A 25,980-nucleotide genomic window follows, 5' to 3' on the forward strand; every position below is an offset into this window, starting at 1 on the left:
CGCTTTCACTTATTTCTAATCTATATACCCCTGCCATTTTTTTATCCTCTTTCTCCTTTTTCTCTTATATCATCTGTTGCCTCTTCTTTGTGTTTTGGTATAAGTCCTAACAAGAATAGCAACTATCAAACAAAGAAAGGAGGTGCTATGCACCTCCTTTCTTTGTTTGATTAGAGTGCTAGACACTATAGCCAATTGCCAACCAAGATAAAAGAAGCCCAAAAGTATGGGTGCTTCAAATCGATCGCTTGATTAAGTTGATTGAGAGAAACTACTGGTAAATTGGGAATTCCTTGGATCTGGTTACCCTCAATTCTTACATCTCCTCTTAGTAGTGCGACCTGAGTTTGCTGCAAGGCGATCGCCTTACTTTGGGCATTGGGGTAATTGCGATAAAAAGATAGCATCAATGGTACTGTCCCAGCATCACTTACTACCCAAAGTGATGCAAGCACACTTTTTGCGCCTTTTTGTGCTGCAACACCACTTAAGCCAAGATTTTTGCCGACAGCAGTCTGACAAGCACTCAGTGTCAGCATCTCAATTGGTTCAAAACCGAGATTGAAAGATTTAAGTTGATCGAGATATAGCCGCTCATTCCACATTTGAATGAATGCACCACTAATAGTGTTACTCACAAATTTGGCATGGGTGGCTAGATGCACGATGCCATAGTTTTTCTTTTTTCGCTGGGTCTTGATATTTTCAACGGTAAAGCTTTGGTTAAGAAAAGCATCGCCCTGTAAAACTTGTGTGGTAATTATATTAGCCTCCACTTCGACACTAGGTAGTGCTGACAATCCTTGCATAGCTTCGGTCAGACCCATTACCAGAATGCTGTTGCTTCGGCGATCTCTCAATTGCAAATTTACCATTCCCATAGATGGCACAGTCGCGATCGCATACTTCTGCACTAAAAAGTCTTTGCCATCATGTAAGGCTGCGATCGGAATTGCCCGCAATGGTCCATCCATTACAAAGATCAGCGTTGTGATATTTGCCGATTGCAAATCAGTATCAATTGGACGAATTATCCAATCGTATAGAGTTTGAGCAGAGGGTAAATAGTCTGTCGAACTGACATCACGAATATTACCCACAAAATCCTCAGCCGCTGACAAAATATCTAATTCATTGGCTTCTCGGACAACTTTACGAATTGGTTTGCCAGATGATGGTATCAGTAGTATCTCTAAGCGATCAGGGAAGATCACGGGATAGACTAAAGCAGTTTTACTCTCAGTAATCCGCTCAGAGCGAAGTAAAGCAGTCTGAGCCACACTGAGGCTCATAGGGATAGGATTAACATTTTCATTACTGTAATAGCGATGCTCGTCACTGTAGGATCTCTCGATCGCATATTGTGCATCTTCCAATTGGTTGCTATTAAAATAATCTCCTGCCCGCCGACGGGCCTCCAATCCTGCTGGTGCTTTGGTAAATCCATTAGTTATTACACCACCGAGCAAGCGCTCCCCCAGTCCACCAACCTCTGGGGAAAAAATTTCGGGGGAAGAATTTATGGGTCTAGGACTTGCTGATGGAGTTGCTTGACCTAATGCTACATTGTTGTGATAAGTAGCTCTGCGACCCAAAACTCCTATTCCACTTAAAATTAGAACTAGCAAAACTTTCCAACTAAGCGATCGCATTTTCATAACTTTTATTCTCATTCTCTTACAAAAATTTCTGTACTAAAAAGCATTCCGATCCACGACGCAGCTTAAAATGTGAAAGTGGTGCGAATTGTGCCAATTGTAATTGTGTCGCTTGTGGATGTGTGAACGGGATTAAATAGAAAGATTACTCCTGGGGTGATGTTGATATTGTCAGAAATTCGATAACGATAAAAGAGTTCCACATGGGTGGTACTGGCAGGCTGTGAGCCAACTGCACCAAAGTCAACTCCATTCAATCCAATTGCACTAGGAACGTTGCCGAAGGAGAGGTTGCTGCTGACGATTTTGGGTGGTTGCCCAAAATAGATACCGCCAAGGTTTCCACGCCCAAACAAATCGAACAAATTGAGATAGACCATCCAATTAGTCGTTTCTACAGTTCCAGTTGCACCGTTGACAGCATTGGATTTTGTATAACCGCCCCATGTACCAAGTGTAAGGTAGGGACTAATTCGCCAGTTAAGCGTTGCTCCGATCGCATCAGTCAGAAAATTTGCACCATTAATGTTGATGAAATTATCACCTGAGGATAGTCTTAAAAAGCCACCAGTCGTATAAGCATGGAGGTAATACAAAGCGACATCGATCGCATTAGTCGGTGTCAGTGTTAGCTGTCCTCCTAATGTGTAATCACTACCGAATAAGCCCCCACCATTGCCTAAGGTGGTTGGATTAGCGGGATCGCCTGCGGCATATACACCCTGCAAACTGATGCGATCGGCAATTTGCCAATCAAAGCCCACACCTGCGCGACTCCGTCCAACGTCTAATATCGGATTGCGCTGAGCAAAAGACGAAATTGGTCCCAAACCAGCACTTTCGACTCGATTAGGTCCCCGAAAAACAGTTGCTGGATTGACACCTTCCGTCCCAACGATAAATACTGCATTATCTCCCACCATGAAACGATAGGACAAATCAGAAAGCAAAAATGTACTTGCCGAATTACCCTCATAACTAAGACGAGTAAAGTTGTCTTGAAAAATATTGCCTGAGCCCGTAGACAAATTTGCAGCACTCAGCCCTACTAAGAGTAAGCTCCGATTATGAAAATCAAATTGGGTCAGTAAACTAAGCTGTAGGTTGTAACCCAAGGTCAGATTTGTCGAGGGATCGGCTTCATTAGCAGTCAAGATTCCATCTCGAGAACTCAAGTCAGCCGAGTTACGCAATCGCCCCTGCAAGCCAAATATAGCCTGTCCATACAGCTTAGTTGTCGTTGAGAATTGCTGAGCTTCTAATTTTGAAGTTTTTGCTTCTAGCGTATCCACTCGCCCCCGCAATATCGCCAACTCAGACGCAAATTCTTCTTGAAGTTTTTGAATAGTAGCAAGATCTTCTTTGCTAACCTTATCGGCTAAACCTATGGTAATAATTTCGTTGATTTTGTCCAAACAAGCATTCAAACCAGCCGCAAATTCGTAGCGTGAAAGGTTTTTTTGCCCTCGAAATGTGGCATCAGGATAACCCGCTATACATGCATAGCGTTCGACCAAAGATTGCAAGGCAGTAAATGACCAATCAGTTGATCGGACATCACTCAATTGAGAAACTGATGTTACTGACTCCGATTCTTTTGGCTTTGTGGGTGAAAGAGTGCGAATGTTTTGAAGAGATTCTTTAACATTCTGATCCGCTTTCTTTTCACTGCTAATTGTGGTAGCACGAGATTGTTGTGCAATCGTATCTGTGGGGAATCCTGTCAGTAAAAATACACTAAATAACAACCATTTAATCCACATCAAATTAGGTGTAATGTAGTGAATTCTTTCAATCGGATCAATCCGATTAAACATATTTGCTTTCTCCTTAAACTGAATGAACTGAGAGATACAAGTATTTATAACTATTTGTATCTTATAACCAGAAGATGAAACCTAATCAGTAAAAACTAATTGATAAAATTCAGTTTGTCATGCCTTTTAAAGAATTACAATTTATATATACATATCGACATAAGTATCTGAGTGCAATTAAATATAAAACCCCAAAAACTATTACGCACGCGCAGCGTGCGTAATAGTTTTTGGTTCTAGGTTTTAATTATGCCCAGCTATTTATAGCGCTTTGCAAGCAGGCGAGTTACAAAGGTTTGTTTACCCGCCGCAGGCGGGGAAACAAACCTGTACTCCACTAGACTGATAGATGCTATATAGCATTTCTATTACATTTGTGCGATTAAATAATTTATGAGAATACATGATTTAAGATACATTATCACAAATTATTTAGGATTGATATATATTACTAATAATTCAAATTTAAAAACAATTTAGAATTGCTATAGTTAAAGTGTAAAGAAATGCAATTAATTACCATTTAGTATGCTTTATACACCACCTTGGCATCTCACCAATGGTCTGCTAATGACCCTTTATACTGCTTTGCGAATAAGTCGAAAATGGGAAAACTTCACAGTTGAACCAGAGCCTATTTATCAAGAGCATATTTTTACAGGTGCAAATGGTGTGCCGATCTTTGGTAAGTATGCAATTCCGCAAAATGCGAAAGGAACTATTGTTGGAACCTATGGCATCACTGGAGATTTAGATAATCAATGGTTTCTCAAAATTCTGGGGCGTAAGGCGATCGCTAAAGGATATGCTGTCGTTTTATTTGATTGGCGAGCGCATGGCAAAACTGCTGAGCTTTCACCAGCGCTAACCTCAGATGGACTGTATGAAGGCGAAGATTTTATTAGGATTGCAAATACAGCTAAACAATTAGGATGTCCTGCTCCCTTTTGGCTGACGGGCTATTCCCTTGGAGGGCAACTTGCCTTATGGGGAATCAAAGCGGGAGAATCGATCGCTAGTTGGGGGAGTGATTTAGATATTACATCAGCCGATATCGCAGGCGGAGCCGTAATTTGTCCTAGCGTTAACTCCAATAGATCGCTTACTTATTTGGTCAAAGATGAACTGGGTCGATTTCTCGAAAAGGCGATCGCTCGTGAATTAAAAAAACTAGGACGCGGCATGGCAAAAATGCATCCTGAATCAATTGATCGTGATGCGGTGGAGAGAGCAAACAGTATTTGGGGATTTGATAACGAATTGACGATCGCCAAATTAGGATTTGACTCCGTAGAAGAATACTACGATGCAAGTTGTCCGTTATACTTCATGCCGCATTTGCAAAAGCCAACCTTTATTCTCTATGCGGCGGATGACCCGATGTTTGACCCATCGATCATTCCCGATTTAGAAAAAATCGCGGAAGATAATCCTGCCATTAAACTTATGGTCACCCAGTATGGTGGTCATGTCGGCTATGTCAGTAGTAAAACATGCCAACATCAATATGGCGATCGCGATCGATGGTGGGCATGGAATCGCGTTTTTGAATGGATAGAATCTTATGATCTACACACTAAGAATCTAGAGTTCTAGTAGTATCTTCTTACTCAAACTGCTCAAATTGCTCAACTGATTTCTGATCGAAATCTACAAACCTTTTTAATTGTGAAAATACACGATAGTTCTCTAAATTTATATCAGCTAAATCATTATCAACATTTTTCATTTTAATTAGACTATAGTCTGTATCCTCATCAAAAATAGCCAATGTGACATTCAAAACATCAAGAAAATTGATAAAAGGACGACATTCTGTTTCGTCGTACACACTGTAAAATTTGAGTAATTCAGCAACATAACTTTCCAAATAAAAGCGACTATGCGGCAGAATTAGGACAATCTTTAGCAATAAAATTATGGGGTTAAGAAAGTTATCATATTCTAGTGATAACTGTAAAAACTCAGAGGGTTTACGGCGTTCATTTAACAGTAAATATTGCAAAACTCGATTGCAAGTTGCGTATAGTAAACTAACAGGCATTATTTCTTCATTGCGATGGGATTGGAAATGTTTTAATTTTTCCACAACTGTCAAACGTAACACCTCAGAAACTTCCAAATCATCCTGCGATATACCCAAGTAATTAAGTAGTCTGACTTTGAATTCTAAGAAAGTTATATTCTGGATTTCTTCATAAAAGTTTTTAGCAGCTTTGCGATAGTTTGCATTACCCTGCTTATTCAATACTCTTTTGATTAAAAGTAGTACCCCATCACCTAAATTGGTTGGATTTGGACGTTGAGGATTTGCACCTAATCTGGAGTCAATACGCGCCGTATACATTGCTAAATCAAACTTAAATTGCTTCTTGATTTTTCGAGATAAATTTGCTGCATATTGGCGTTGCTCTAGAGGTTTTCTTGGATCAGCATATTCTGAGATGAGTAGATATGAGGAAAAACGCTCACTCCAGTTGTGATAGCTCTTATGTACACCAGCTCGACCTGAGAGCGATCGCAGAGTATTGTACTCTTCGGATTGAACAAATTTTTGTAGCCAATATCTTAATTTCTTTAGCTTATGTATTTTGGTGGGCACACCAATAGAATCTGACAAGAAAAGATCCGCTAACTTTTGACAAGCACTAATATTTCCATTGATCGCCCAGTTATTATTGAGAATGTAGCAACAGCGCAAAAGAGCATACTTAAACTCACTTTCTTTGTTGTGAAAGATAATTTCGCCTAGGGCATAGTAAGCATTAACATTATCAATCTCTTCATATCTAATAAATAATTTTTCAAATTGATTTAAAATTACTTCAGCTTCGTAATATTTAATAATTCCTAAGAAGAAGCTATAGATATGTTCTTGAGCCTTCTCTATGCTGCCAGCAGTTATATCAGTTACTGGCTCAGAGAATCGATTAAATTGATTTTGATTGGAAAACTGTGCCATATCAATATTTTCTTGAACAACAGCAGAAGGTTTTGAATTTCAGGTTTGAATTTAGCAGCCTTAAATCGATGATGGTTTAATAAGTTTAGAAAAGAGCAGAACCTACAAGTTGAGTCTTCCACAAACTATTTAGGATTGCTATACATTATACTAATCAACAAAAAAATTCATCTAAACTTATCTTCTTTAAAATAACTTATTATTTTAGGACGGATTTCTAATAATTTACCCTTGAAGCTATTTATTAGAAAATTTAGGGTTTAAAGTGTTTTGAATTTGTTTCTTTTGACTAATTTAGGATAATAAAAATTACTGTACAAGTACGCAGTGATTTTTATTGAGAATTCTAAACTTGTAATGATAGAGACACTAATAAATCTAAAATCACTATTTCTGTGACTTTGCTTACGACAGACTCTACTCAATGTTCACTCATATAATGCGAATTACTAAGTGGCTAGATGAAATTAAATATAAAACTTAAAAACCTGTGATGTAGGTTATACATGTGTCACAGGTTTTAACTTTTGTCTTTAATTATGCCTAGATACTCACTAAATAAATTTTACCTAAAAGAAATTTACTATTGTAGGCATTATATAAGTTTCGTAAAGCTAAGTCATGGTACTAAAAGCTTATTTTTAAAGGTAGGGGCTTAGCTGTAAAATAAAAATCGTTTGTTTGATCGCCTTTTTCAGAGTAATACTAAACTATAAAATGGCTACGCCATTTTATAGTTTTAAAAACCTTACCGAGTTTAGTTTGTAATTCATAATAGTATCGTCACACTTTGGTGAATTGGTATAAAAGCAGTTATCAAATTTTGCCAAGTTTGGCAACTAGGCTGTATAAAAGCTGTATAACCCAAGAGCTACTCAAAAAAAATCTCACCAACAAAATTAAGATGCCAGCTTTTAAAATTTTTGATAACGATATTGACTTTGAAACTCTTCAAGAATATCTGGGCTGCGAGGCGATCGCTATTGATACCGAAACTATGGGGTTGATTCCCAGACGTGATCGCCTATGCTTAATCCAAATTTGCAATGATGATGAAACTGTAAGTTTAGTAAGAATTGCACAAGGCATTAAAAGTGCGCCCAACCTCAAGTATTTATTTGAAGCCCCTGAAGTTAATAAGGTTTTTCATTTTGCTAGGTTTGATGTAGCGATGTTGGAAGCCCATCTCGGTATTGCCACTCATCCAATTTTCTGCACTAAAATTGCTAGTAAACTGGCTAGGACATATACCGATAAGCATGGTTTAAAGGAATTAGTCCGCGAACTAGAAAAAATTGAACTAGATAAAACATCGCAATCGTCAGACTGGGGAAATGTTCAAGTTCTGTCAGAAGCCCAGCTACAGTACGCAGCTAATGACGTTCGATACTTGTTATCTGTTTATCGCAAACTGATTGATATGCTGATTCGAGAAAATCGTTATGATTTAGCGAAAGCCTGTTTTGCTCATATTCCGACACTTGTGTATTTAGATTTACTAGGATATGCGGATGTTTTTGCCCATTAAGCAAACAGTGCTGGCTTATAGTTTTTATCTATCAGTCTAGTAAAGTACTGGTTTGTTTCCCGCCTTCGGCGGGGAAACAAACCAGTACTCGCTAATAGAAGTCTATAGCAACAGATCAGAGTTCAAGGTTACAGCTAAATCGGTATTAGGATTGACAGAAGCAAGCGTTACACTGTCACGTCCTAGGAATAGACCAAGCAATGCGCCAATTCCAGCACCACCAAGAATTTCTTCAGTAGCAAGAGCGCGATCGCCTGTTACCGCAGAGATGGCAGCAGCAGCAGCAGCCCCTAGAGCAGCATTTTGGAGCAGACCACCAACATTTACACCCTTGTCAACTCTCTCAGTCGTAGTTACAACTTTAGAAGTAGCATTGATGGCTCTTCTCTGACCATTGGCAAACACAAGTTCACTAGCAAAGAACTGAGCGCCACCTGATACAGTCCTCAATTCACCGACCACTTGAGTACCAGCAGGTATCAAAATTGTGCCTTGGGAATTAGCAATATTTTGCGCTACATTTAGCACAAGAGGCACTTTTTCGTTAGGTCCGAGCAGAATCTTGTCTTTGGAATACTGAACTGCGATCGTATTGCCTGCGGGAATCCTGACTTGATTTTGAACAGGGGGAGTGGTTGTGGTCTGTCCCACGATATAAGGTGAAGCGATCGCATTTGCTTGACCTGAACGCACTAACGATTGATAGATAAATGCGGCAACCTCGGCTCTAGTTGCGGTTTGATTAGGATTTAAGAACTGGACATTGGGATAATTAACCACCAAGCGGTTCTCAGTCGCTGCTGCTACGCTATTTCTCGCATAGTTCGGAATACCAGAAGCATCAGCATAGGTTTGTAAAATTGTTTCAGGTGCTTGACTAGCCGAATAATTCAAGCCATTAGCAAGGGAAACTAAAACCTGTACACGAGGAATATTTTGGTTGGGTTCAAAAACATTACCTGGGTATCCAGACAGAAAACCTGTTGTGTATGAAGTTTGAATTGCCGAAGCTGCCCAATAACTTGACGCAACGTCAACAAAGGTAACTCCACCACGAATAGGTGCTTTGTTTACAGCTTTGCTAAGCATCGCTGCAAACTGTGCTCTAGTTACTGGATCATTTGGACGAAATCCCCCATCTGGAAAGCCTTTAATAATGTCTCTTGAAGCTAACTCTTGAATAAAAGTCTGCGCCCAATATCCTGTAGGCACATCATTAAACGTGGTCTGAGCAAAAGCAGAGGTTGCGCTGATCAAAGGAATTGCAGAGCTACCAATAAAGCTAACAGCAACAAGTAATGCAGTGCTAGAACGTTTAGTTTGAGTTGTCATTTTGAGTTTTTCTCCTATACATATTTATGCATATGTGATAAATGACTGTATATCTAAACTAAATGTTCCTAAAAGATTTTCAAATCTAATGCTGAAATGATCATAAGTCCTCAATTATTTCTGTTTTCTAATTCAATAAGTCAACCAACTCAAACATTAAGGCTCGGTAAATATAGGTTTGATCCATCAAGTCAATTAAACAAATCAATCAAATCAAACATTTTATTAGGCAAACTTTTAAAGCATCAAATAAAAAAATTTATAAAGTTAGATAGTTATTAAATATGGCAAAAAGTGACACTTTATAGCTGTATTGATAGGAGTTAGACCAAAACACAAAATGAGGTATATAGCAATCCTAAATGAGTTGTGAGTAGGGGCAATTCATGAATTGCCCCTACTCACATAGCTAAAGAAAACATTTTCTTACATATAGCAGTCCTAAATCATTTGTAGATTTTTGGGTTAGTGGAAGCGCACCCCGAAGGGGTGCGCTTCCACTAACCATTTAGGATTGCTATAGCGTTTATTCAGTAGTTAGGCATAATTAATTGTAAAGAAAAACCCGTAAAGTTGCGCCCCCCGCAGGGGCGCAACTTTACGGGTTTTGTAATTTATTTTACACATGTACTTGGGTCACACTTTTGTGAATTTAGTATTATCAAGAAGTGAGGGGCGGCGCGATGCGCCGCCCCTCACTTCTTGATATAGCCATAGCACTATCCATGTTTTTCTGAGTTAAGCAATATAGAGATTGCTATATGATGGATATAAATAGCTTGAATGCCTGACAGTAAGCCTTGACTAAGTTTCAATTTGACTCTATTCCCGATGCCCTTAACGACCTCAAATCTGGTCGTCTCATTGTCGTTGTCGATGATGAAAACCGAGAAAATGAAGGCGATCTGATTGGGGCAGCCCAATTTGCCACACCTGAGATGGTAAATTTTATGGCAGTGAAAGCGCGGGGGCTGATCTGTCTAGCCATGACAGGTGATCGCCTTGATCGCTTAGATTTACCATTGATGGTCGATCGCAATACTGATAGTCAACAAACTGCCTTTACCGTCAGTATTGATGCCGTAGAAGGGACATCAACAGGAATTTCAGCAGAAGATCGTTCACGCACAATTCAAGCGGCAATTAATCCAAATACCCGCCCTAATGATCTGCGTCGTCCTGGTCATGTTTTTCCTCTCAGGGCTAAAGATGGAGGAGTACTCAAGCGAGCTGGGCATACCGAGGCGGCTGTAGATCTTGCCCAAATGTCGGGACTATATCCCGCAGGCGTGATTTGTGAGATTCAAAATGATGATGGCTCAATGGCTCGACTGCCTGAGTTAATTGAATATGCTAAATTACACAATCTTAAATTAATCAGCATTGCGGATCTGATTAGTTATCGTTTAGCCCACGATCGCTTTGTACAGCGAGAAGCGATCGCCAAATTGCCATCGTTATTTGGTAACTTTCGGGTCTACGCCTATCGCAACACCATTGATAATACTGAGCATCTAGCGATTGTCAAAGGCGATCTACGGGAATTTCCTGACAACGAAGTTTTAGTACGAGTACATTCTGAATGTCTTACGGGTGACGCACTTGGATCACTGCGTTGTGATTGTCGGGGACAGTTGCAAAGCGCCTTAAAAATGATTGAATTTGCTAATTGGGGCGTAGTCGTCTATTTACGACAAGAGGGACGTGGCATCGGTTTAATTAATAAAATCAAGGCATATTGTCTCCAAGATGGGGGCTTAGATACAGTCGAAGCTAACGAAAAGCTGGGATTTGGGGCGGATCTGCGTACCTATGGAGTTGGAGCGCAAATCTTGCATGACCTTGGTATTAAAAAAATGCGTCTAATCACCAATAATCCTCGCAAGCTGGCAGGGCTTAAAGGCTTTGATATTGAAGTAGTCGGACGCTTACCCTTGCTAATTGAAACCAATGAGCATAATTGGCGCTATCTGGAAACTAAAGCCGAAAAGTTGGGACATTTACTTTTACAAACAAAACTAATCACTCTCGGTATTCGCTGGACAGAACAGAAATCTCCTGAATGGCTCACACAGTTACGTGAAGTTGCGGCAACAAATGATTTGCTAATGCAAGAAGAAACATCTACAGAGTTTGCGAGTTTATTTGCTAATGCCGATACACAAGACCCTGCCTTATTAGCAAAGGAGATTGCCAGTAAGCTATCGATTGTCCATTTAGGTTTTGATCGCTCCAATGAGATTTCTGATGACTGGTATGAGCAACCCAATCATCCCTATCGGCAAGCGATCGTGCGCGTATTCAAGCACTTAAAACAATGGGAACAGATCACGACCTTTAAGTTTTGTGTGGCGCTCAATGATGCTGAACTACCCGAAAGTTTTGCGGAGACAATCAATCTTGGGCTAGCTTGGAATACCCCTTGGAAAGGCGATCGCATGTACGAGTGGTTTAACTTTTTCCTCCGCGACGGCGACGATCTTGCCATTCTAGATAAGTAAGATAACCAATGCCACTAGTAGCGATCGCCATTAGCACAATGGCAGCCCAGAAAAAAGTATTGAGAAGAATAGCTTCCGACATAAAACTTGATTGATTTTTGCTAATTAATCATAATTTATCAAGTGTATCGCGATCTTCCTATCTGCAACCCGAAAATAGAAGGGCGGCGCTCCGCGCCGCCCTTCTATTTTCGGTTTTGATTTATCGTGACTAATTTTTATGGCAATTTGGGATATTGACGAAAATTAGGTTTGCGCTTTTCTAGAAATGCCTGCTTGCCTTCTTGAGCCTCCTGTGTCATATAAAACAACAGAGTCGCATTACCCGCTAGTTCTTGAATACCCGCCTGACCATCACAATCTGCATTAAAAGCAGATTTGAGACAACGAATTGCGAGAGGACTCTTATCTAAAATCTCCTGCGCCCACTGAATGCCTTCAGGTTCTAATTGCTCGACTGGCACAACCTTATTTACTAAGCCCATTTCTAAAGCTTCTTGAGCATCATATTGGCGACAGAGATACCAAATTTCACGCGCTTTTTTCTGCCCAACTAATCGCGCCAAATAGGAAGCCCCAAAACCACCGTCAAAACTACCCACCATTGGACCAGTCTGACCAAAAATAGCATTATCAGCAGCGATCGTTAGATCGCAGACTACATGCAGCACATGACCTCCACCAATCGCATAACCAGCAACTAAAGCAATCACTGGCTGAGGCATGGTGCGAATTAATCGCTGCAAATCAAGCACATTCAAGCGTGGTACACCAGACTCAGAAATATAGCCACCATCGCCACGCACCTTCTGATCGCCCCCTGCACAAAAGGCATATTTACCATCGGGAGCAGGCCCTGCACCCGTTAGCAAAACTACACCAATCTCCACATCTTCTCGTGCATCCGCAAAAGCCGTAATCATTTCTGTAATCGTTTTTGGACGAAAAGCATTACGAACTTGGGGACGATTGATGGTAATTTTAGCCATTCCATCAGCTTTGTGATACAGGATGTCTTCAAATTCGGCGGCGATTTGCCAATCGGTCATAGTTTTGAGAGCGCAAAGTACAGAAACTCATTTTATCATCAGCTTTAACCGACATATTTTTTTTCATCTAATACCAAAACACAAAATGGCTAAGCCATTTTGTGTTTTTAAAACCCTTACTGGGTTTGGTTTTCAATCCACAAAAGTATTGCCAAAAAGTGTTGCCACTCTTTCGTGAATTGGTATTAGACAGCCAACAAGGTTTTCCTCAGGACATAAAACCCAAAATATAGCAAAAAAAGAGTTAGCTATTACAAACCAAAACCCCAGAATCGAGTGGCGGCGCTTCGCGCCGCCACTCGATTCTGGGGTTTTATGTCCTAAGCAAAACTTGCTTTGCTATACAACTAAAGTTAGCCATCATGTTTCAATGTCATCTTGCAAGAGGATTTGGAGACCAAATCCCTACATTTTTGTAATGGTAGAGGCTTGGTCTCCAAGCCCAAATTTTTGCTTCTGCGTAACATGGGTTATGAATTAAAAACCATACCTAGTAAGTATTTCAGAAACCCAAAATGGCTAAGCAATTTTGGGGTTCGGTGAAAATATGCCATATGGGGAACAAATAATTTTTTTCATCGTCCTTGATTAATTATTAAATTTTGTCATATATCATACAGATGGCTTATTAGAATACTAAGCTGTAAATGTTATGGTACGGCTAGGATTTGCGTTCAGGAGCAAAGCAAAATGAATATTGTTTGGAATAGCTTTTTCTTGGGAGTTATGTCTGCTTTTGCCTGCTCTAGCTTAGCTTTGTGGGTAATGGTTACGGTCTCCATGGGGAAATCCCCTTTACAAGTTAAATAACTTCTGGCTATCGAAATGTCTATAGATCTAAAGAAGAAGCATCGCAATTATTGCGATGCTTTTTATGTGGGTTAGATTTTGCGATTTTCGTCATGCCATAGGCACGATGAAAATCACTATATGGGTTTGGGTAGCGGCGATTGCTATAATTAAGTTCGCAAACATATTCAAAAACTTTAAGTAAGGGCAAATAATGGCGACTCCCCATAGGACAAAACAGGTAAATCTTCGTTTTCCTTTGCCTTTATTGAGCCAAATTAAGACACAAGCTGATGCCAAACAACAGGCGATCGCTGATTGGATTTTAGCCGTGGTCAGCCGAGAGTTTGAGCAAAAGCCAGAAATATCACCAGAGACATCACCAGAGCAAGCTCCATTTATATTGCACCCCGAACTTTTAATATATGTGGAGAATTGTTTAGCTCCGTTACATTCTCAAATTAGCGAATTGAGGATGCAATTGGGGGAGTCCAGAGCCTGATTGACAAAGGGACATTTAGTCAGGCAAATGTATCAGTTCCCAACGAAGAAACTCCCTCCTCAGATGATAGTAATGCTAGTGGCTTTAGTTCCTCACCAAAGGCAAAGCCATTATTTAACTCGTTAGCAGGATTTGCGTTAGAAGTAGGCGATCGCCTTATCATCAACGGCGAAGAAGTAACTTTTAAAGGGTGGGTTGATCAATCACAGACAGCGATCGAAGTGAAGACGAACGCGGATGATTTATCTTCAGTTAAACATGTTCGGGCAAAAGAGATCAAAAGTCTATCGCGATCGCTGGATGTTGAAGAAATTTCCGCATCGCAGGATGTTACTAGTAAGTCTCATAATGACGAAGACAAAGCAAAGTCATCATCTCCTGAATTTGGTGATCAGAGCAATGAGCCTATTAGTGACGAACCATTTAGTGACAACAACCCAAAATCTCCAGATTCCGCTGATAATGTTGAAGTATCTGCCGAACCTGAAGAAATTATTGAACAGCCCAAAGAACCTGAATACAACGCTTGGGAAGTATGGACTTATCTAGAACGACAACGCTTAAAAACGCTCAAATTGATCAATACATTTCAAGCTGAATGGGAAGCTAATCGGTTTGTGCGGGAAGCTGAACGCAGCGCTCCGAGTAATTTGCGAGTTCACTATGAGATTCGTCCAGTTTGGCTAGACGAATCTGAACTCATGGGGGATTATCAAAATACTCCAAGCTCGCATAAATCTAATAAATCTAAGAATAGTCAAGTTGAGCAGGACGATGAAGACTATGCCGATGCGATCGATGTCGAGGTCATAATTTAACGGGAGTTAGATATAGAGCCATTTGCGTCGTGCGAATCACGACGCAAAATCGGAAAGTGGTAAGAAGGAAAAAAGCGATTCTTACCACTTTCCGATTTTGTCAAACTGACGTTTAAAGTTGCGCCCCGCAGGGGCGCAACTTTACGGGCTTGGGAAATTTATTTTGTACAAGTACTTACGCTCTGTGTATGACCTGTGTTTTACGGTAAAATTCCTAAAGCAATATAAAGCAATATTATTTATTTAAAAGAGAAAATCATGGGAGAAATTGGTAATGCAATGGTCTTATCGATGGTATTAATTCCTGTCGGTATCGCCTTCGGATACTTCTTACTAAAGCTACAAGGCGAAGAACAAGAAGAAGCCTAATATTTCAAGAAGCGGCGCTTAGCGCCGCTTCTTGTTTAATCAGTTCGGTAAACCACACTATAGCCGTTGCAACCATTTCGGTTAAATTAGCACTCAGTCACCTAGAGTGCTAAACCACTCTAGACAACAACAAGAAATGTTAGTCAACTGAGTGAATACCAATGGCAACAACGACATTAAACGTAACTACTGTAAAACCTTTAGCCGATCGCGTATTTATCAAAGTAAGCGCTAAAGAAGAAAAAACCGCAGGCGGAATTTTCTTGCCTGAAACCGCAAAAGAAAAGCCTCAAGTTGGCGAAATCGCCGCCGTAGGACCTGGCAAGCTCGATGATAAAGGTGAGCGCCAAGCCCTAGAAGTTAAAGTAGGAGACAAAGTTTTGTACTCCAAGTACGCTGGCACTGATATCAAACTTGGCACAGATGAGTATGTGCTGCTAGCAGAAAAAGATATTTTAGCGATCGTTGCATAATCACTGGTAATTGGTAATCGGTAATTGGTAATCGGCAACTGAGATCGAAACCCAATCACCAATCACCAATCACCAAATTGTTTGTTAACCCCTTACCTATTACCCAATTAAAAAATATGTCTAAAAAAATAATTTACAACGAAGATGCTCGTCGCGCCCTAGAGCGTGGTATGGATATCTTGGCTGAAGCTGTAGCCGTGACCCTTGGTCCTAAAGGACGCAACGTAGTTCTAGAGAAGAAATTTGGTTCTCCTCAAATCGTTAACGATGGTGTGACCATCGCGAAGGAAATCGAACTAGAAGATAACGTTGAAAATACTGGCGTAGCTTTGATTCGTCAAGCTGCTTCCAAAACTAACGACGCGGCTGGTGATGGAACTACCACTGCAACCGTTCTTGCCCATGCGATCGTTAAAGAAGGACTTCGTAACGTAGCGGCTGGTGCTAACTCGATCGCTCTCAAGCGCGGTATCGACAAAGCAACTGCTTTCTTGGTTGGCAAAATCAAAGACCATGCTAAGCCCATTGAAGATTCTAAAGCAATCGCTCAAGTTGGAACCATCTCGGCTGGTAACGATGAAGAAGTCGGCGCAATGATCGCTCAAGCGATGGACAAAGTCGGTAAAGAAGGTGTGATTTCCCTTGAAGAAGGTAAATCCATGTTCACCGAATTGGAAATTACTGAAGGTATGCGCTTTGATAAGGGCTATATCTCTCCTTACTTCGTCACCGATGCTGAGCGCATGGAAGCTTCTTTTGAAGAACCAGTTCTCTTGATCACTGACAAGAAAATCGCTTTAGTTCAAGAACTTGTACCTGTTCTTGAGCAAGTTGCTCGCTCTGGTCGTCCTCTGATCATCATCGCTGAAGACATCGAAAAAGAAGCTCTTGCTACCCTCGTTGTGAACCGTTTGCGTGGTGTTCTCAACGTTGCTGCTATCAAGTCTCCTGGATTTGGCGATCGCCGCAAAGCGATGCTCGAAGATTTGGCAACCCTCACAGGCGCACAAGTGATCACTGAAGATGCAGGTTTGCGTCTGGATGCAGTTAAGCTTGACCAACTCGGTAAAGCTCGTCGTGTCATCATCACCAAAGACAGCACGACAATCGTTGCTGATGGGAATGAAGCAGCAGTTAAGACTCGCGTTGAGCAAATCCGTCGTCAAATCGAAGAAACCGAATCTTCCTACGACAAAGAAAAGCTTCAAGAGCGTCTTGCTAAGCTCTCTGGTGGCGTAGCCGTCATCAAGGTCGGTGCTGCAACTGAAACCGAAATGAAGGATCGTAAACTTCGTCTCGAAGATGCTATTAACGCAACTAAGGCTGCTGTTGAAGAAGGAATCGTTCCTGGTGGTGGTACAACCTATGTTCACCTTGCTCCAGAACTATTCACTTGGGCAAATGCGAACCTCACTGGTGAAGAACTAACTGGCGCAATCATCGTTTCTAAGTCATTGTCTGCTCCTGTTAAGCGTATTGCTCAAAATGCTGGCTTCAACGGTGCTGTAATCGCTGAGAATGTGCGTGAAAAAGACTTCAACATCGGCTTCAATGCGATGACTGGTGAATTTGAAGATATGTTCGTTGCTGGAATTGTCGATCCTGCTAAAGTTACTCGTTCGGCTTTGCAAAATGCAGCTTCGATCGCTGGCATGATCCTCACGACCGAATGTATTGTCGTTGACAAGCCTGAAGATAAGGGCGCTGGCGGCGGCGGTGCAATGGGCGCTGGCGGCGACTTCGATTATTAATCAAAGAATTCGCTAGGCGAATCTTGATCTCCAAAAGGGAAAGGAGCGCTGTGCGCTCCTTTCCCTTTTGGATTTTTATCCCAAATATACCAAACCCAAAACTTTTGAAAGTGTTGCTTTGCAACACTTTCAAAAGTTTTGGGTTTGAGCGCAAAGCGCTGTAACATTTATACCAAAACACTAAATGGCTATGCCATTTAGTGTTTTTAAAACCCTTACTGGGTTTGTTTTTTAATTCACAAAAGTGTTGCCACACTTTGCGTGAATTGGTATTACATAACTGAATGTTACGTGGAATAAAGATTGCCCTCACCCCCCAGCCCACTCTCCCAAAGAGGAGAGGGGGAGCAAAGTCCAGAAAATTCTTGTTCCCCTCGCCCTTTGGGAGAGGGGCTAGGGGTGAGAGTCTTAGAAATTTCCACGTAACGTAAGTTACATAATCTGTAAGGTGAATGGATGCTCTGGAAAACGACTGAAGACGATGAATTGAGTTTAGAGTGGAACTGGCTACAAAACGTTGCTATTTTTATGGTGATTAGTAATGTTTTTATGCCAGTTTTTGCTTCATTACTGGCTTTGAGAGTTCTCTTTCGCCATGGATGGAGAGCGATCGCCACACCAGTTAATCAAGCTTATTTCGGGCTGTCGTTATGGATGATTTTCACCACCATCATCGCATTCAATATCCCCACAGCCGCAGGTGGATTAGCGAATTTCTTACCATATTTTTTCTTGACTGCCATTACTAGCTATATAATTCGTACCCCAACTCAGTTTATTCATTTTCTATGGTTACTGGTACTGAGTTCCTTGATGGTGAGCGGTTTTGGCGTTTTACAGGCAGTTATCGATCGCCCCGATTGGATATTCCCAAAAGTGATTTTTGATAGCTATCCGATTCCGATGGGATTTAGTCCCGATCGCCGCATCCAGTCATTTTTTGGTCATTTCAATGAAACGGCTGCTTACTTGTTAATGATCCTCCCGATCGCCTTACATTTTGCACTCGGCAAAGTTAAAAGCATCTCCAAATCTCAACAAGTGATCGCGGCTATAGCCCTTGCATTAGGAACATGTGTACTAGTTCTGACTGGTTCACGCAATGCTTGGGGACTCGCCATATTAGGTGCTGTAGCGTTAGCAATGTATTACCGTCAATGGCTGCTAGTAGCAGGATTTGGAATTATCTCGCTTTTGATTACATGGGGTGTATTTGGACAGAAATTTGGTTTGGGTGGTGAAGCTGTGCGATCACTATTACCAGAAGGATTTGTCAATCGCTTAGCTAGTACAGTTGATCCAAGTTTAGGCGCGTATGCTTCCACAGCCGATCGCCTGAATGTATGGCAATTTGCGCTTTCTCTGATTTCTCAGCATCCAATTCAGGGTTGGGGGCTACGCAATTTTCCACTTGTGGCGCAGTCTATGGGCTACGACTTGCGCGGGTTACCCCATGAGCATAATTTGTTTTTAGCGATCGCAGTTGGCGCAGGAATTCCTGCGCTATTAGGGTTTATCGGTATCATCGGCTGGACAATCTGGACATCGCTTAAATCAGCACTAATCAAAGACTCAGAAGGAATGATCGTCGTAGTTACGATTGGGGTGATGCTTTTTTTGATGTCAGGTTGGTTAGATTTAGTACTCTATGAACCACGTCTGAGTATGGTGTTATGGCTTTTGCTAGGTGGGATGTATGGCTTAACCAGACATAACAAGTAAAGGCGGCGCTTTGCACCGTCTTTACTTACAGCGATTAGCGCTTAAACCCAAATCAAGAAAAACTTTGAAAGCGTTGCTTCGCAACGCTTTCAAAGTTTTTCTTATGGCTCGGTTGATCGGCAAGTGCTGTATTAACCCAAGGCAGGCATAACTCTGGGTAGCTCAAGGCGTTGTTGAGTGGTAGGGCGACGTGTACGACCTGAAAGTCGGAAACTCAGGCTTTGTAGCTCAATATGCAATTGGCGATTTTCTTTTTGGAGAGCTTCAATCTTTTGTTTGATGGGGACAATCCGCTCTGCAAACTTAGCCCGATAAATATTTGGCAACTCCTGTACAACTTGCTCTAGCATCCGATTACGATCGCTCATTTCTTGGATGGTGTGACGCAATTCTAAAGCTTCGCGATCGCGATCTTGGATGAGTGCTTGTGACAAGGCTAATTGATTTTCGACTAGCGCTAGTTTTTCTGCCAAACAGCGCATTTCTTCTGAATGCTGCTCATGCACCTCAGCATTGGGCAGAAAGGCAGTATTTCCTTTGACCAAACGAAAAAGCTCTTCAGAAAGCTGTTGTACTAGCAGATCCTTTTGTTCTAAGTCAACCTTAAGTAAATTGATTTCCTTCTGAAGATTGGCTGTCATGTTTTCGGAGGGATTCGCGATGGCATTTACGGTGGCATTCATAGGTGCAATTCATTAAGGGAATTTAGGCTAAGATATATATCACACAAGTACTCAGTTGGCAATTTACATTTTTTAATTTCAGCAATTCTTATGGTGAAATCAATTTCAGGGTTTTCATCGCCACTTGTGTTAGAACCAATCAAAACCCAAATATGGTGAGGCGGAGCAAAGCTCTGCCTCACCATATTTGGGTTTTAGGCTTCTACAAAAATAATGAATATTTCTGTAGAAACTATTATTTATCCACTAAAATGATATTTTTATTGCGATAATTTCCAGTAAGATGCATCAAGGGCATTTCTGTGAGCTTTATATATGGACATATGGCAAGTTAAAGATCAAATTTCGAGCTTAGTGCAGAAATATAAACCACAGGTAGATTTTTTTGCGATTCGGCTAGAGCGATCGCAGGGAGCAGATATCTTTTTACGTAGTGGCAAAGTTGAGACTCTGAGTACGGGTATCTCGATTGGTGGACAGGTGAGAGCTTGCCATCGAGGCGGATGGGGATTTGCGAGTTTTAATAATTTGGATAATTTGGAAGCCAAACTTCAAGAGGCGATCGCCGCAGCCAAATGGGTGGGTAATGAAGAAACTGTTTTAGCTGACGTAGAACCTTTGCAAGCAAAAGTATCACTGATTCAAGAAAATCCCCATCAGATCGCACTTATTGATAAAAAGAATTTATGCGCTCACTACACAGATATTTTGCGATCGGTTTCGGATCGGGTAGTTAGTACCTCTGTCCGCTATGGCGACTGTACGCAACAAATGATATTTGCCACATCAGAAGGCACAATGATCGAGCAGGAATGGGCTGATTGGGAGTTAAGATGTTCCGCGATCGCGAGAGATGGTGATACCGTCCAAACTGGTCGTGAAACCTTTGGTTCAAGGCGTGCTTATGCGGATTTACTTAATTTGGAGCAGCAAGTGATTGGTGCATCTCAACGCGCTGTAGCGGCTTTAGGCTTACCGACGGTACAAGGCAATACTTACACAGTAGTAATCGATCCAATTTTGGCGGGATTGTTTGTGCATGAAGCCTTTGGGCATCTCTCAGAAGCAGATATGCTCTATGAAAATCCTGACATGTTAGAAACGATGAGCATTGGTAGAAGATTTGGCTCAAAAGACTTACAGATATTTGATGGCGCAGCAGTGGCTGAGCATCGGGGTAGTTATCTTTATGATGATGAAGGTGTGCCTGCGACAACAACACAATTAATCGCCGATGGTGTATTAGTTGGTAGGTTGCATTCGCGGGAGACAGCAGGAAAGTTGGGTGAGCAAGTAACTGGAAACGCTAGATGTTTGGATTATCACTATCCGCCCATAGTGAGGATGACTAATACTTGGATTGGTCGTGGCAAAACCCCTGTGGCGGACTTGTTTAATGATATTCCTGTGGGTGTGTACGCCAAAAACTGGCAAGGCGGCATGACCAATGGCGAGATGTTTACCTTTACCGCAGGGGAAGCATGGATGATTCGCAATGGCAAAATTGCTGAGCCTGTCAAGGATGTAACGCTTTCAGGAAATGCCTTTGAGACATTACAGGACATTGAGGCGATCGGCAATGACTTTCTGTGGGATGAGTCTGGCGGTTGCGGAAAAGGCGGACAAAGTGGGCTAGCAGTTGGTTGTGGTTCGCCGAGCTTAAGAATTAAGAATGCGATCATTGGAGGGGAAACCCATGCCTAGAGTCAAAACAGAACTTAAATCAGTTAACTTCCAATTAGTCCAAACGATCGCCGATCAGCAATTAACTGAAGATCGTTTGAATTTGCAGCTTAATCGATTAAGACTAATGTACGATTTTGTATCGGCTTTGAATGCTGCTCAAACGGTTAAGGAAATTTATCAAGTTGCTTTAAATGGAATCTGTCCGCCATTACGAACTTCACGGGCAGCCCTGATCATTACGGAGTCTTACCAAGGTTTAAGATATCAAGAATCTATAGGGCTTAGTCAAAAATACAAACAGGCTATCGAAGCTTTTTTTGAAGATGCATCTCATCAAGTAGAATCAAAATTTCGATCTTTTCCTTACTGTGCAATACTGCCTAGCGATCGCCACTTACAGAGCATCTGTCAAGAAGAAGGTATTGGAGCGATCGCCGTCTTTCCATTAGAGTACGAACATCGACATTTAGGAGATATTGTCGCGTATTTTGATGCGCCCAGACAGTTCACCGAAGAAGAAGTCCAATTAACACAAACCATAGTTACTTATATTGCGATCGCGCTAACCCGTAAGCAAGCAGAACAAGCTCTTAAAGAGAGCCAGCAATTTATTCAACGGATCACCGATACAATTCCGAATATTCTTTATATCTACGATGTAGAAGAGAAACAGAATATTTATTGTAATCAGTCTATTACTCATATTCTCGGTTACTCCTTGTCAGAAATTCAGTCCATGGGTGATTCCTTACTGCAAAACATCGTGCATCCTGAAGACTTTGTGAAAGTAAGGGAGCACCATGATCATGTACGCGATCAAAAATCAGAAGATTTATTTTTTATAGAATATCGGATGCGCGATGTTCATGGTAAATGGAAATGGTTTTATAGCCAAGAAACTATATTTTTACGAAATCCTGATGGTGCAGTTAAGCAAATAATCGGTGCAGCCTCAGATATTACAGAATTGAAAGAAGCAGAAACCAGACTCCACTCATCACTTTCCGAGAAGGAAGTTTTATTAAGAGAAGTCCACCATCGTGTTAAAAACAATCTGAGTGTGGTCGATAGTTTACTGTCAATGCAAGCTCGTTATATCGATGATGCCGCTGCTTTGAGAGCGATTTCAGACAGTCAGCGACGAATTCATACAATGTCCCTGATTCATGAGCAGTTGTATCAATCTCAGGATGTGGATAAGGTTGATTTTTGTGAATATCTCCAACGTTTAGTTGTTAATCTTTATAGCTCTACAAATTTTAATGCTAGCCAAGTTGAATTAAAGCTAGATGTTAAGCCCACTCTATTAAATATTGACACAGCAATTTCGATGGGATTAATTGTCAATGAACTATTAACTAATGCTTTCAAGTATGCATTCCCAAATAATATGACAGGGGTGATTGAGGTGAGTTTATACGAATCTACTGACCCTCATAATTTACATTTAGTGATTCGAGATAATGGAATAGGAATTCCTAAAAATGTTGACTTTAATGGAACTACTTCTCTGGGACTCCGATTAGTGAGGATTTTAGCGCAACAATTGAGAGCTACTTTAGATTTATCCTGTTCTGTTGGAGCAAGTTTTCATTTTACTTTTCAGGAAAATTTATGATCACAAAATTGCAAATATATCGTCTCAAACATAATTTGCGTCCTAAAGTTGATTAGGATCGATAATTAAGTTAAGTTTTCGTAAAGAATTAAAAATAACAACGTATGTTATCAGCCTACCGTGATCATGTTGCCGAACGCGCTCAGCAAGGGATTCCGCCTTTGCCCTTGAATGCTCAGCAAACCTCTGCGCTTTGTGAGCTATTGCAAAATCCCCCCACAGGCGAAGAGGAATTTTTATTATTGTTGCTGCGCGATCGCATTCCCCCGGGAGTCGATCAGGCTGCCTATGTAAAAGCAGGATGGCTAACCGCGATCGCAAAGGGTGAACATACATCGCCTCTAGTTTCACCCACAAGAGCTGTAGAGCTACTCGGCACGATGGTAGGTGGCTATAACGTCCAAACCCTAATTGATTTGCTGACCAATGACCAATTGGGTGATCTCGCCGCCACAGCCCTAAAGAAAACCCTGTTAGTGTTTGATGCGTTTAACCAAGTTTTAGAACTATCAAAGACCAATACCAGAGCGCGATCGGTGATCGAGTCATGGGCTGCCGCCGAATGGTTTACTAGTCGTCCTGTATTGCCTGAAACTGTGACTGTGACAGTTTTTAAAGTCACAGGCGAAATCAATACTGATGACTTCTCACCTGCTTCTCAAGCTTTCTCTCGCCCTGATATTCCCCTCCATGCCTTGAGTATGTTGGAATCAATGATGCCTGAAGGTTTGCAAAAGATTGCAGAACTCAAGCAAAAAGGACATCCCGTTGCCTTTGTTGGTGATGTTGTGGGAACAGGTTCTTCGCGCAAATCAGCGATTAACTCGGTACTATGGCATATTGGCAACGATATTCCGTTTATTCCCAACAAGCGATCGGGTGGTGTGATTCTTGGTAGCACGATCGCGCCGATTTTCTTTAACACTGCCGAAGATGCAGGTGCATTGCCGATTCAGTGCGATGTCTCTAAGTTGGAAATGGGTGATGTAATTACGATTCACACTCGTGATGGCAAAATCACCAACGCCGCAGGAGAAACACTTTCTACCTTTAGCCTCACTCCTGACACGATCGCGGATGAAGTTCGCGCAGGTGGTAGAATCCCCCTACTAATTGGACGTAGTTTGACTGCTAAAACTCGCCATGCGATCGGGCTTCCCGCCAGTGATGCATTTATCCTTCCTTCTACTCCTGCGGACACTGGTAAAGGCTATACCCTCGCCCAAAAGATGGTCGGTAAAGCTTGCGGCGTAGCTGGTGTGCGCCCCTATACTTCCTGTGAACCACTGATGACCACCGTTGGTTCTCAAGATACAACTGGTCCGATGACCCGAGATGAGTTGCAAGAGCTTGCCTGCCTAGGATTTAGCGCTGACCTAGTAATTCAGAGTTTCTGTCACACGGCAGCTTATCCTAAGCCCACCGACATCAAAACCCATAAGGAACTTCCTGATTTCTTCTCTAATCGTGGTGGCGTAGCGCTGCGTCCCAATGATGGGATTATCCACTCTTGGCTAAATCGGATGCTCTTGCCTGATACCGTTGGAACTGGTGGCGATTCCCATACTCGTTTTCCCCTCGGTATCTCTTTCCCCGCAGGTTCAGGGCTAGTTGCCTTCGCTGCGGCTCTTGGTATTATGCCTTTGGATATGCCTGAGTCAGTGCTAGTGCGCTTCACTGGCGAATTGCAAGCTGGTGTCACCCTGCGCGATGTGGTCAATGCCATTCCCTATATCGCCATTCAAAGAGGCTTGCTGACGGTCGAGAAGAAGAATAAAAAGAATGTCTTCGCAGGTCGGATTATGGAAATCGAAGGTTTGCCAGATCTCAAAGTGGAACAAGCCTTTGAACTCACTGATGCTACTGCCGAGCGTTCCTGCTCTGGTAGCACCATTAAGCTCAGTACTGAAACAGTTGCCGAATATTTGCGATCGAACATTGCCTTGATGAAGAACATGATCGCTCGTGGCTATAGCGATCCTAAGACCCTCTTGCGACGCATTGCCAAAATGGAAGAATGGCTTGCTAATCCTGTCCTGATGGAAGCTGATCCTGATGCTGAATATGCGGAAATCATTGAGATTGATCTTAATGAAATTAAGGAACCAATTGTTGCTGCACCTAACGATCCTGACAATGTGAAGTTACTCTCGGAAGTAGCAGGCGATCGCGTGGATGAAGTATTTATCGGCTCTTGCATGACCAACATCGGACATTATCGCGCCGCTGCCAAGGTTCTCGAAAAAGAAGCGGCTGTTAAGGCACGTCTCTGGGTCGCACCACCCACCCGCATGGATGAATTTCAACTCAAAGAAGAGGGGATTTACAGCACTTTTGGTGTAGCGGGAGCTAGAACTGAAGTCCCTGGTTGCTCTCTCTGCATGGGTAACCAAGCAAGGGTTGCCGATGGCGCAACGGTGTTCTCAACATCCACTCGCAACTTCAATAATCGGATGGGCAAAGATGCTCAGGTGTATCTTGGTTCGGCGGAATTAGCAGCAGTCTGTGCCTTGATGGGTAAGATTCCTACTGTGGATGAGTACAAAGCGATCGTCACTAAGAAGATCGATCCTTTTGCAAGTTCTCTTTATCGCTATCTTAATTTTGACCAGATTGCCAATTTTGAAGATCAAGGTCGAGTGATTCCCTTAGACCAAATGCCTCGCATTGAGGACATTTTGGGTATGCCCGTAGCTGCGAAGTAGTAATTTACGGCGCAAAG

Annotated in this window: 18 protein-coding genes; 12 read left to right on the plus strand and 6 right to left on the minus strand. The window is 41.8% G+C overall.

The window, feature by feature from the left end:
* Nucleotides 1-185: 185 nt before the first annotated feature.
* Both H6G05_RS21290 and H6G05_RS21295 read right to left on the minus strand, forming a co-directional pair.
* The gene (locus tag H6G05_RS21290; RefSeq protein WP_190581288.1) at nt 186-1,673 is read right to left on the minus strand and encodes a CHAT domain-containing protein; all 1,488 of its coding nucleotides are present in this window, start codon (nt 1,671-1,673) and stop codon (nt 186-188) included.
* Between the two features lie 50 nt (nt 1,674-1,723).
* Nucleotides 1,724-3,475 (minus strand): iron uptake porin, encoded by a 1,752-nt coding sequence (locus tag H6G05_RS21295; protein ID WP_190581290.1) that lies wholly within the window; start codon nt 3,473-3,475, stop codon nt 1,724-1,726.
* A 528-nt stretch (nt 3,476-4,003) separates the two neighbouring features.
* On the opposite strand from H6G05_RS21295, the gene H6G05_RS21300 reads away from it, so the two are divergent.
* Complete coding sequence (locus H6G05_RS21300) at nt 4,004-5,071, plus strand: YheT family hydrolase (protein ID WP_190581292.1); 1,068 nt, start codon at nt 4,004-4,006, stop codon at nt 5,069-5,071.
* 10 nt (nt 5,072-5,081) lie between these two features.
* Here the strand turns inward: H6G05_RS21300 and H6G05_RS21305 are convergent, their stop codons facing one another.
* Nucleotides 5,082-6,437: a hypothetical protein gene (locus H6G05_RS21305; protein WP_190581294.1), complete on the minus strand. Its 1,356-nt coding sequence runs from the start codon at nt 6,435-6,437 to the stop codon at nt 5,082-5,084.
* A gap of 904 nt (nt 6,438-7,341) precedes the next feature.
* On the opposite strand from H6G05_RS21305, the gene H6G05_RS21310 reads away from it, so the two are divergent.
* Nucleotides 7,342-7,965, plus strand: a complete 624-nt coding sequence (locus tag H6G05_RS21310; protein WP_199310715.1) for a ribonuclease D — start codon at nt 7,342-7,344, stop codon at nt 7,963-7,965.
* Between the two features lie 102 nt (nt 7,966-8,067).
* Here the strand turns inward: H6G05_RS21310 and H6G05_RS21315 are convergent, their stop codons facing one another.
* Nucleotides 8,068-9,297 (minus strand): S-layer homology domain-containing protein, encoded by a 1,230-nt coding sequence (locus H6G05_RS21315; RefSeq protein WP_190581296.1) that lies wholly within the window; start codon nt 9,295-9,297, stop codon nt 8,068-8,070.
* 800 nt (nt 9,298-10,097) lie between these two features.
* Between H6G05_RS21315 and ribBA the strand changes: the two genes are divergently transcribed.
* Nucleotides 10,098-11,798, plus strand: a complete 1,701-nt coding sequence (gene ribBA, locus H6G05_RS21320) for a bifunctional 3,4-dihydroxy-2-butanone-4-phosphate synthase/GTP cyclohydrolase II (RefSeq protein WP_190581298.1) — start codon at nt 10,098-10,100, stop codon at nt 11,796-11,798.
* A 218-nt stretch (nt 11,799-12,016) separates the two neighbouring features.
* Here the strand turns inward: ribBA and menB are convergent, their stop codons facing one another.
* Complete coding sequence (gene menB / locus H6G05_RS21325; protein ID WP_190581300.1) at nt 12,017-12,847, minus strand: 1,4-dihydroxy-2-naphthoyl-CoA synthase; 831 nt, start codon at nt 12,845-12,847, stop codon at nt 12,017-12,019.
* Nucleotides 12,848-13,850: 1,003 nt separating this feature from the next.
* Between menB and H6G05_RS21330 the strand changes: the two genes are divergently transcribed.
* From H6G05_RS21330 to H6G05_RS21355, 6 genes are all read left to right on the plus strand, one after another.
* Complete coding sequence (locus tag H6G05_RS21330) at nt 13,851-14,138, plus strand: hypothetical protein (RefSeq protein ID WP_190581302.1); 288 nt, start codon at nt 13,851-13,853, stop codon at nt 14,136-14,138.
* A gap of 221 nt (nt 14,139-14,359) precedes the next feature.
* Entirely contained in the window at nt 14,360-14,956 is a 597-nt protein-coding gene (locus H6G05_RS21335; protein ID WP_190581304.1) for a hypothetical protein, read from the plus strand.
* Nucleotides 14,957-15,214: 258 nt separating this feature from the next.
* Complete coding sequence (gene petM, locus H6G05_RS21340; RefSeq protein WP_094535417.1) at nt 15,215-15,325, plus strand: cytochrome b6-f complex subunit PetM; 111 nt, start codon at nt 15,215-15,217, stop codon at nt 15,323-15,325.
* Between the two features lie 161 nt (nt 15,326-15,486).
* Nucleotides 15,487-15,798 (plus strand): co-chaperone GroES, encoded by a 312-nt coding sequence (gene groES, locus H6G05_RS21345; RefSeq protein WP_103669214.1) that lies wholly within the window; start codon nt 15,487-15,489, stop codon nt 15,796-15,798.
* Between the two features lie 116 nt (nt 15,799-15,914).
* A complete protein-coding gene (gene groL, locus H6G05_RS21350) occupies nt 15,915-17,549 on the plus strand; it encodes a chaperonin GroEL (protein WP_190581306.1) in 1,635 nt (544 codons plus the stop codon).
* Nucleotides 17,550-18,005: 456 nt separating this feature from the next.
* Nucleotides 18,006-19,271 (plus strand): O-antigen ligase family protein, encoded by a 1,266-nt coding sequence (locus tag H6G05_RS21355; protein ID WP_190581309.1) that lies wholly within the window; start codon nt 18,006-18,008, stop codon nt 19,269-19,271.
* 131 nt (nt 19,272-19,402) lie between these two features.
* Here the strand turns inward: H6G05_RS21355 and H6G05_RS21360 are convergent, their stop codons facing one another.
* A complete protein-coding gene (locus H6G05_RS21360; RefSeq protein ID WP_190581311.1) occupies nt 19,403-19,954 on the minus strand; it encodes an Npun_F5560 family protein in 552 nt (183 codons plus the stop codon).
* A gap of 315 nt (nt 19,955-20,269) precedes the next feature.
* Here H6G05_RS21360 and H6G05_RS21365 point away from each other — a divergent pair, with 315 nt between their 5' ends.
* The 3 genes from H6G05_RS21365 to acnB all read left to right on the plus strand — a co-directional run bounded on the left by H6G05_RS21365 (nt 20,270) and on the right by acnB (nt 25,963).
* Complete coding sequence (locus tag H6G05_RS21365; protein ID WP_190581313.1) at nt 20,270-21,658, plus strand: TldD/PmbA family protein; 1,389 nt, start codon at nt 20,270-20,272, stop codon at nt 21,656-21,658.
* Nucleotides 21,651-23,258: a histidine kinase dimerization/phosphoacceptor domain -containing protein gene (locus H6G05_RS21370; protein WP_190581315.1), complete on the plus strand. Its 1,608-nt coding sequence runs from the start codon at nt 21,651-21,653 to the stop codon at nt 23,256-23,258. Before H6G05_RS21365 ends, H6G05_RS21370 begins: the two co-directional genes overlap by 8 nt.
* Nucleotides 23,259-23,362: 104 nt before the next feature.
* Complete coding sequence (acnB, locus tag H6G05_RS21375; RefSeq protein WP_190581318.1) at nt 23,363-25,963, plus strand: bifunctional aconitate hydratase 2/2-methylisocitrate dehydratase; 2,601 nt, start codon at nt 23,363-23,365, stop codon at nt 25,961-25,963.
* The last annotated feature ends 17 nt before the right edge of the window (nt 25,964-25,980 follow it).

This window comes from Phormidium tenue FACHB-1050 (genome assembly GCF_014696925.1).
Classification (GTDB): Bacteria; Cyanobacteriota; Cyanobacteriia; order Pseudanabaenales; family Pseudanabaenaceae; genus Pseudanabaena.

Coding starts and splice junctions, on each gene's coding strand:
- H6G05_RS21330 (WP_190581302.1), top strand. CDS start 13,851: ATGGCGACTCCCCATAGGACAAAACAGGTAAATCTTCGTTTTCCTTTG.
- groL (WP_190581306.1), top strand. CDS start 15,915: ATGTCTAAAAAAATAATTTACAACGAAGATGCTCGTCGCGCCCTAGAG.
- H6G05_RS21310 (WP_199310715.1), top strand. CDS start 7,342: ATGCCAGCTTTTAAAATTTTTGATAACGATATTGACTTTGAAACTCTT.
- menB (WP_190581300.1), bottom strand. CDS start 12,847: ATGACCGATTGGCAAATCGCCGCCGAATTTGAAGACATCCTGTATCAC.
- H6G05_RS21300 (WP_190581292.1), top strand. CDS start 4,004: ATGCTTTATACACCACCTTGGCATCTCACCAATGGTCTGCTAATGACC.
- H6G05_RS21370 (WP_190581315.1), top strand. CDS start 21,651: ATGCCTAGAGTCAAAACAGAACTTAAATCAGTTAACTTCCAATTAGTC.
- groES (WP_103669214.1), top strand. CDS start 15,487: ATGGCAACAACGACATTAAACGTAACTACTGTAAAACCTTTAGCCGAT.
- H6G05_RS21355 (WP_190581309.1), top strand. CDS start 18,006: ATGCTCTGGAAAACGACTGAAGACGATGAATTGAGTTTAGAGTGGAAC.
- petM (WP_094535417.1), top strand. CDS start 15,215: ATGGGAGAAATTGGTAATGCAATGGTCTTATCGATGGTATTAATTCCT.
- H6G05_RS21295 (WP_190581290.1), bottom strand. CDS start 3,475: ATGTTTAATCGGATTGATCCGATTGAAAGAATTCACTACATTACACCT.
- H6G05_RS21315 (WP_190581296.1), bottom strand. CDS start 9,297: ATGACAACTCAAACTAAACGTTCTAGCACTGCATTACTTGTTGCTGTT.
- H6G05_RS21305 (WP_190581294.1), bottom strand. CDS start 6,437: ATGGCACAGTTTTCCAATCAAAATCAATTTAATCGATTCTCTGAGCCA.
- acnB (WP_190581318.1), top strand. CDS start 23,363: ATGTTATCAGCCTACCGTGATCATGTTGCCGAACGCGCTCAGCAAGGG.
- H6G05_RS21360 (WP_190581311.1), bottom strand. CDS start 19,954: ATGAATGCCACCGTAAATGCCATCGCGAATCCCTCCGAAAACATGACA.
- H6G05_RS21365 (WP_190581313.1), top strand. CDS start 20,270: ATGGACATATGGCAAGTTAAAGATCAAATTTCGAGCTTAGTGCAGAAA.
- H6G05_RS21290 (WP_190581288.1), bottom strand. CDS start 1,673: ATGAGAATAAAAGTTATGAAAATGCGATCGCTTAGTTGGAAAGTTTTG.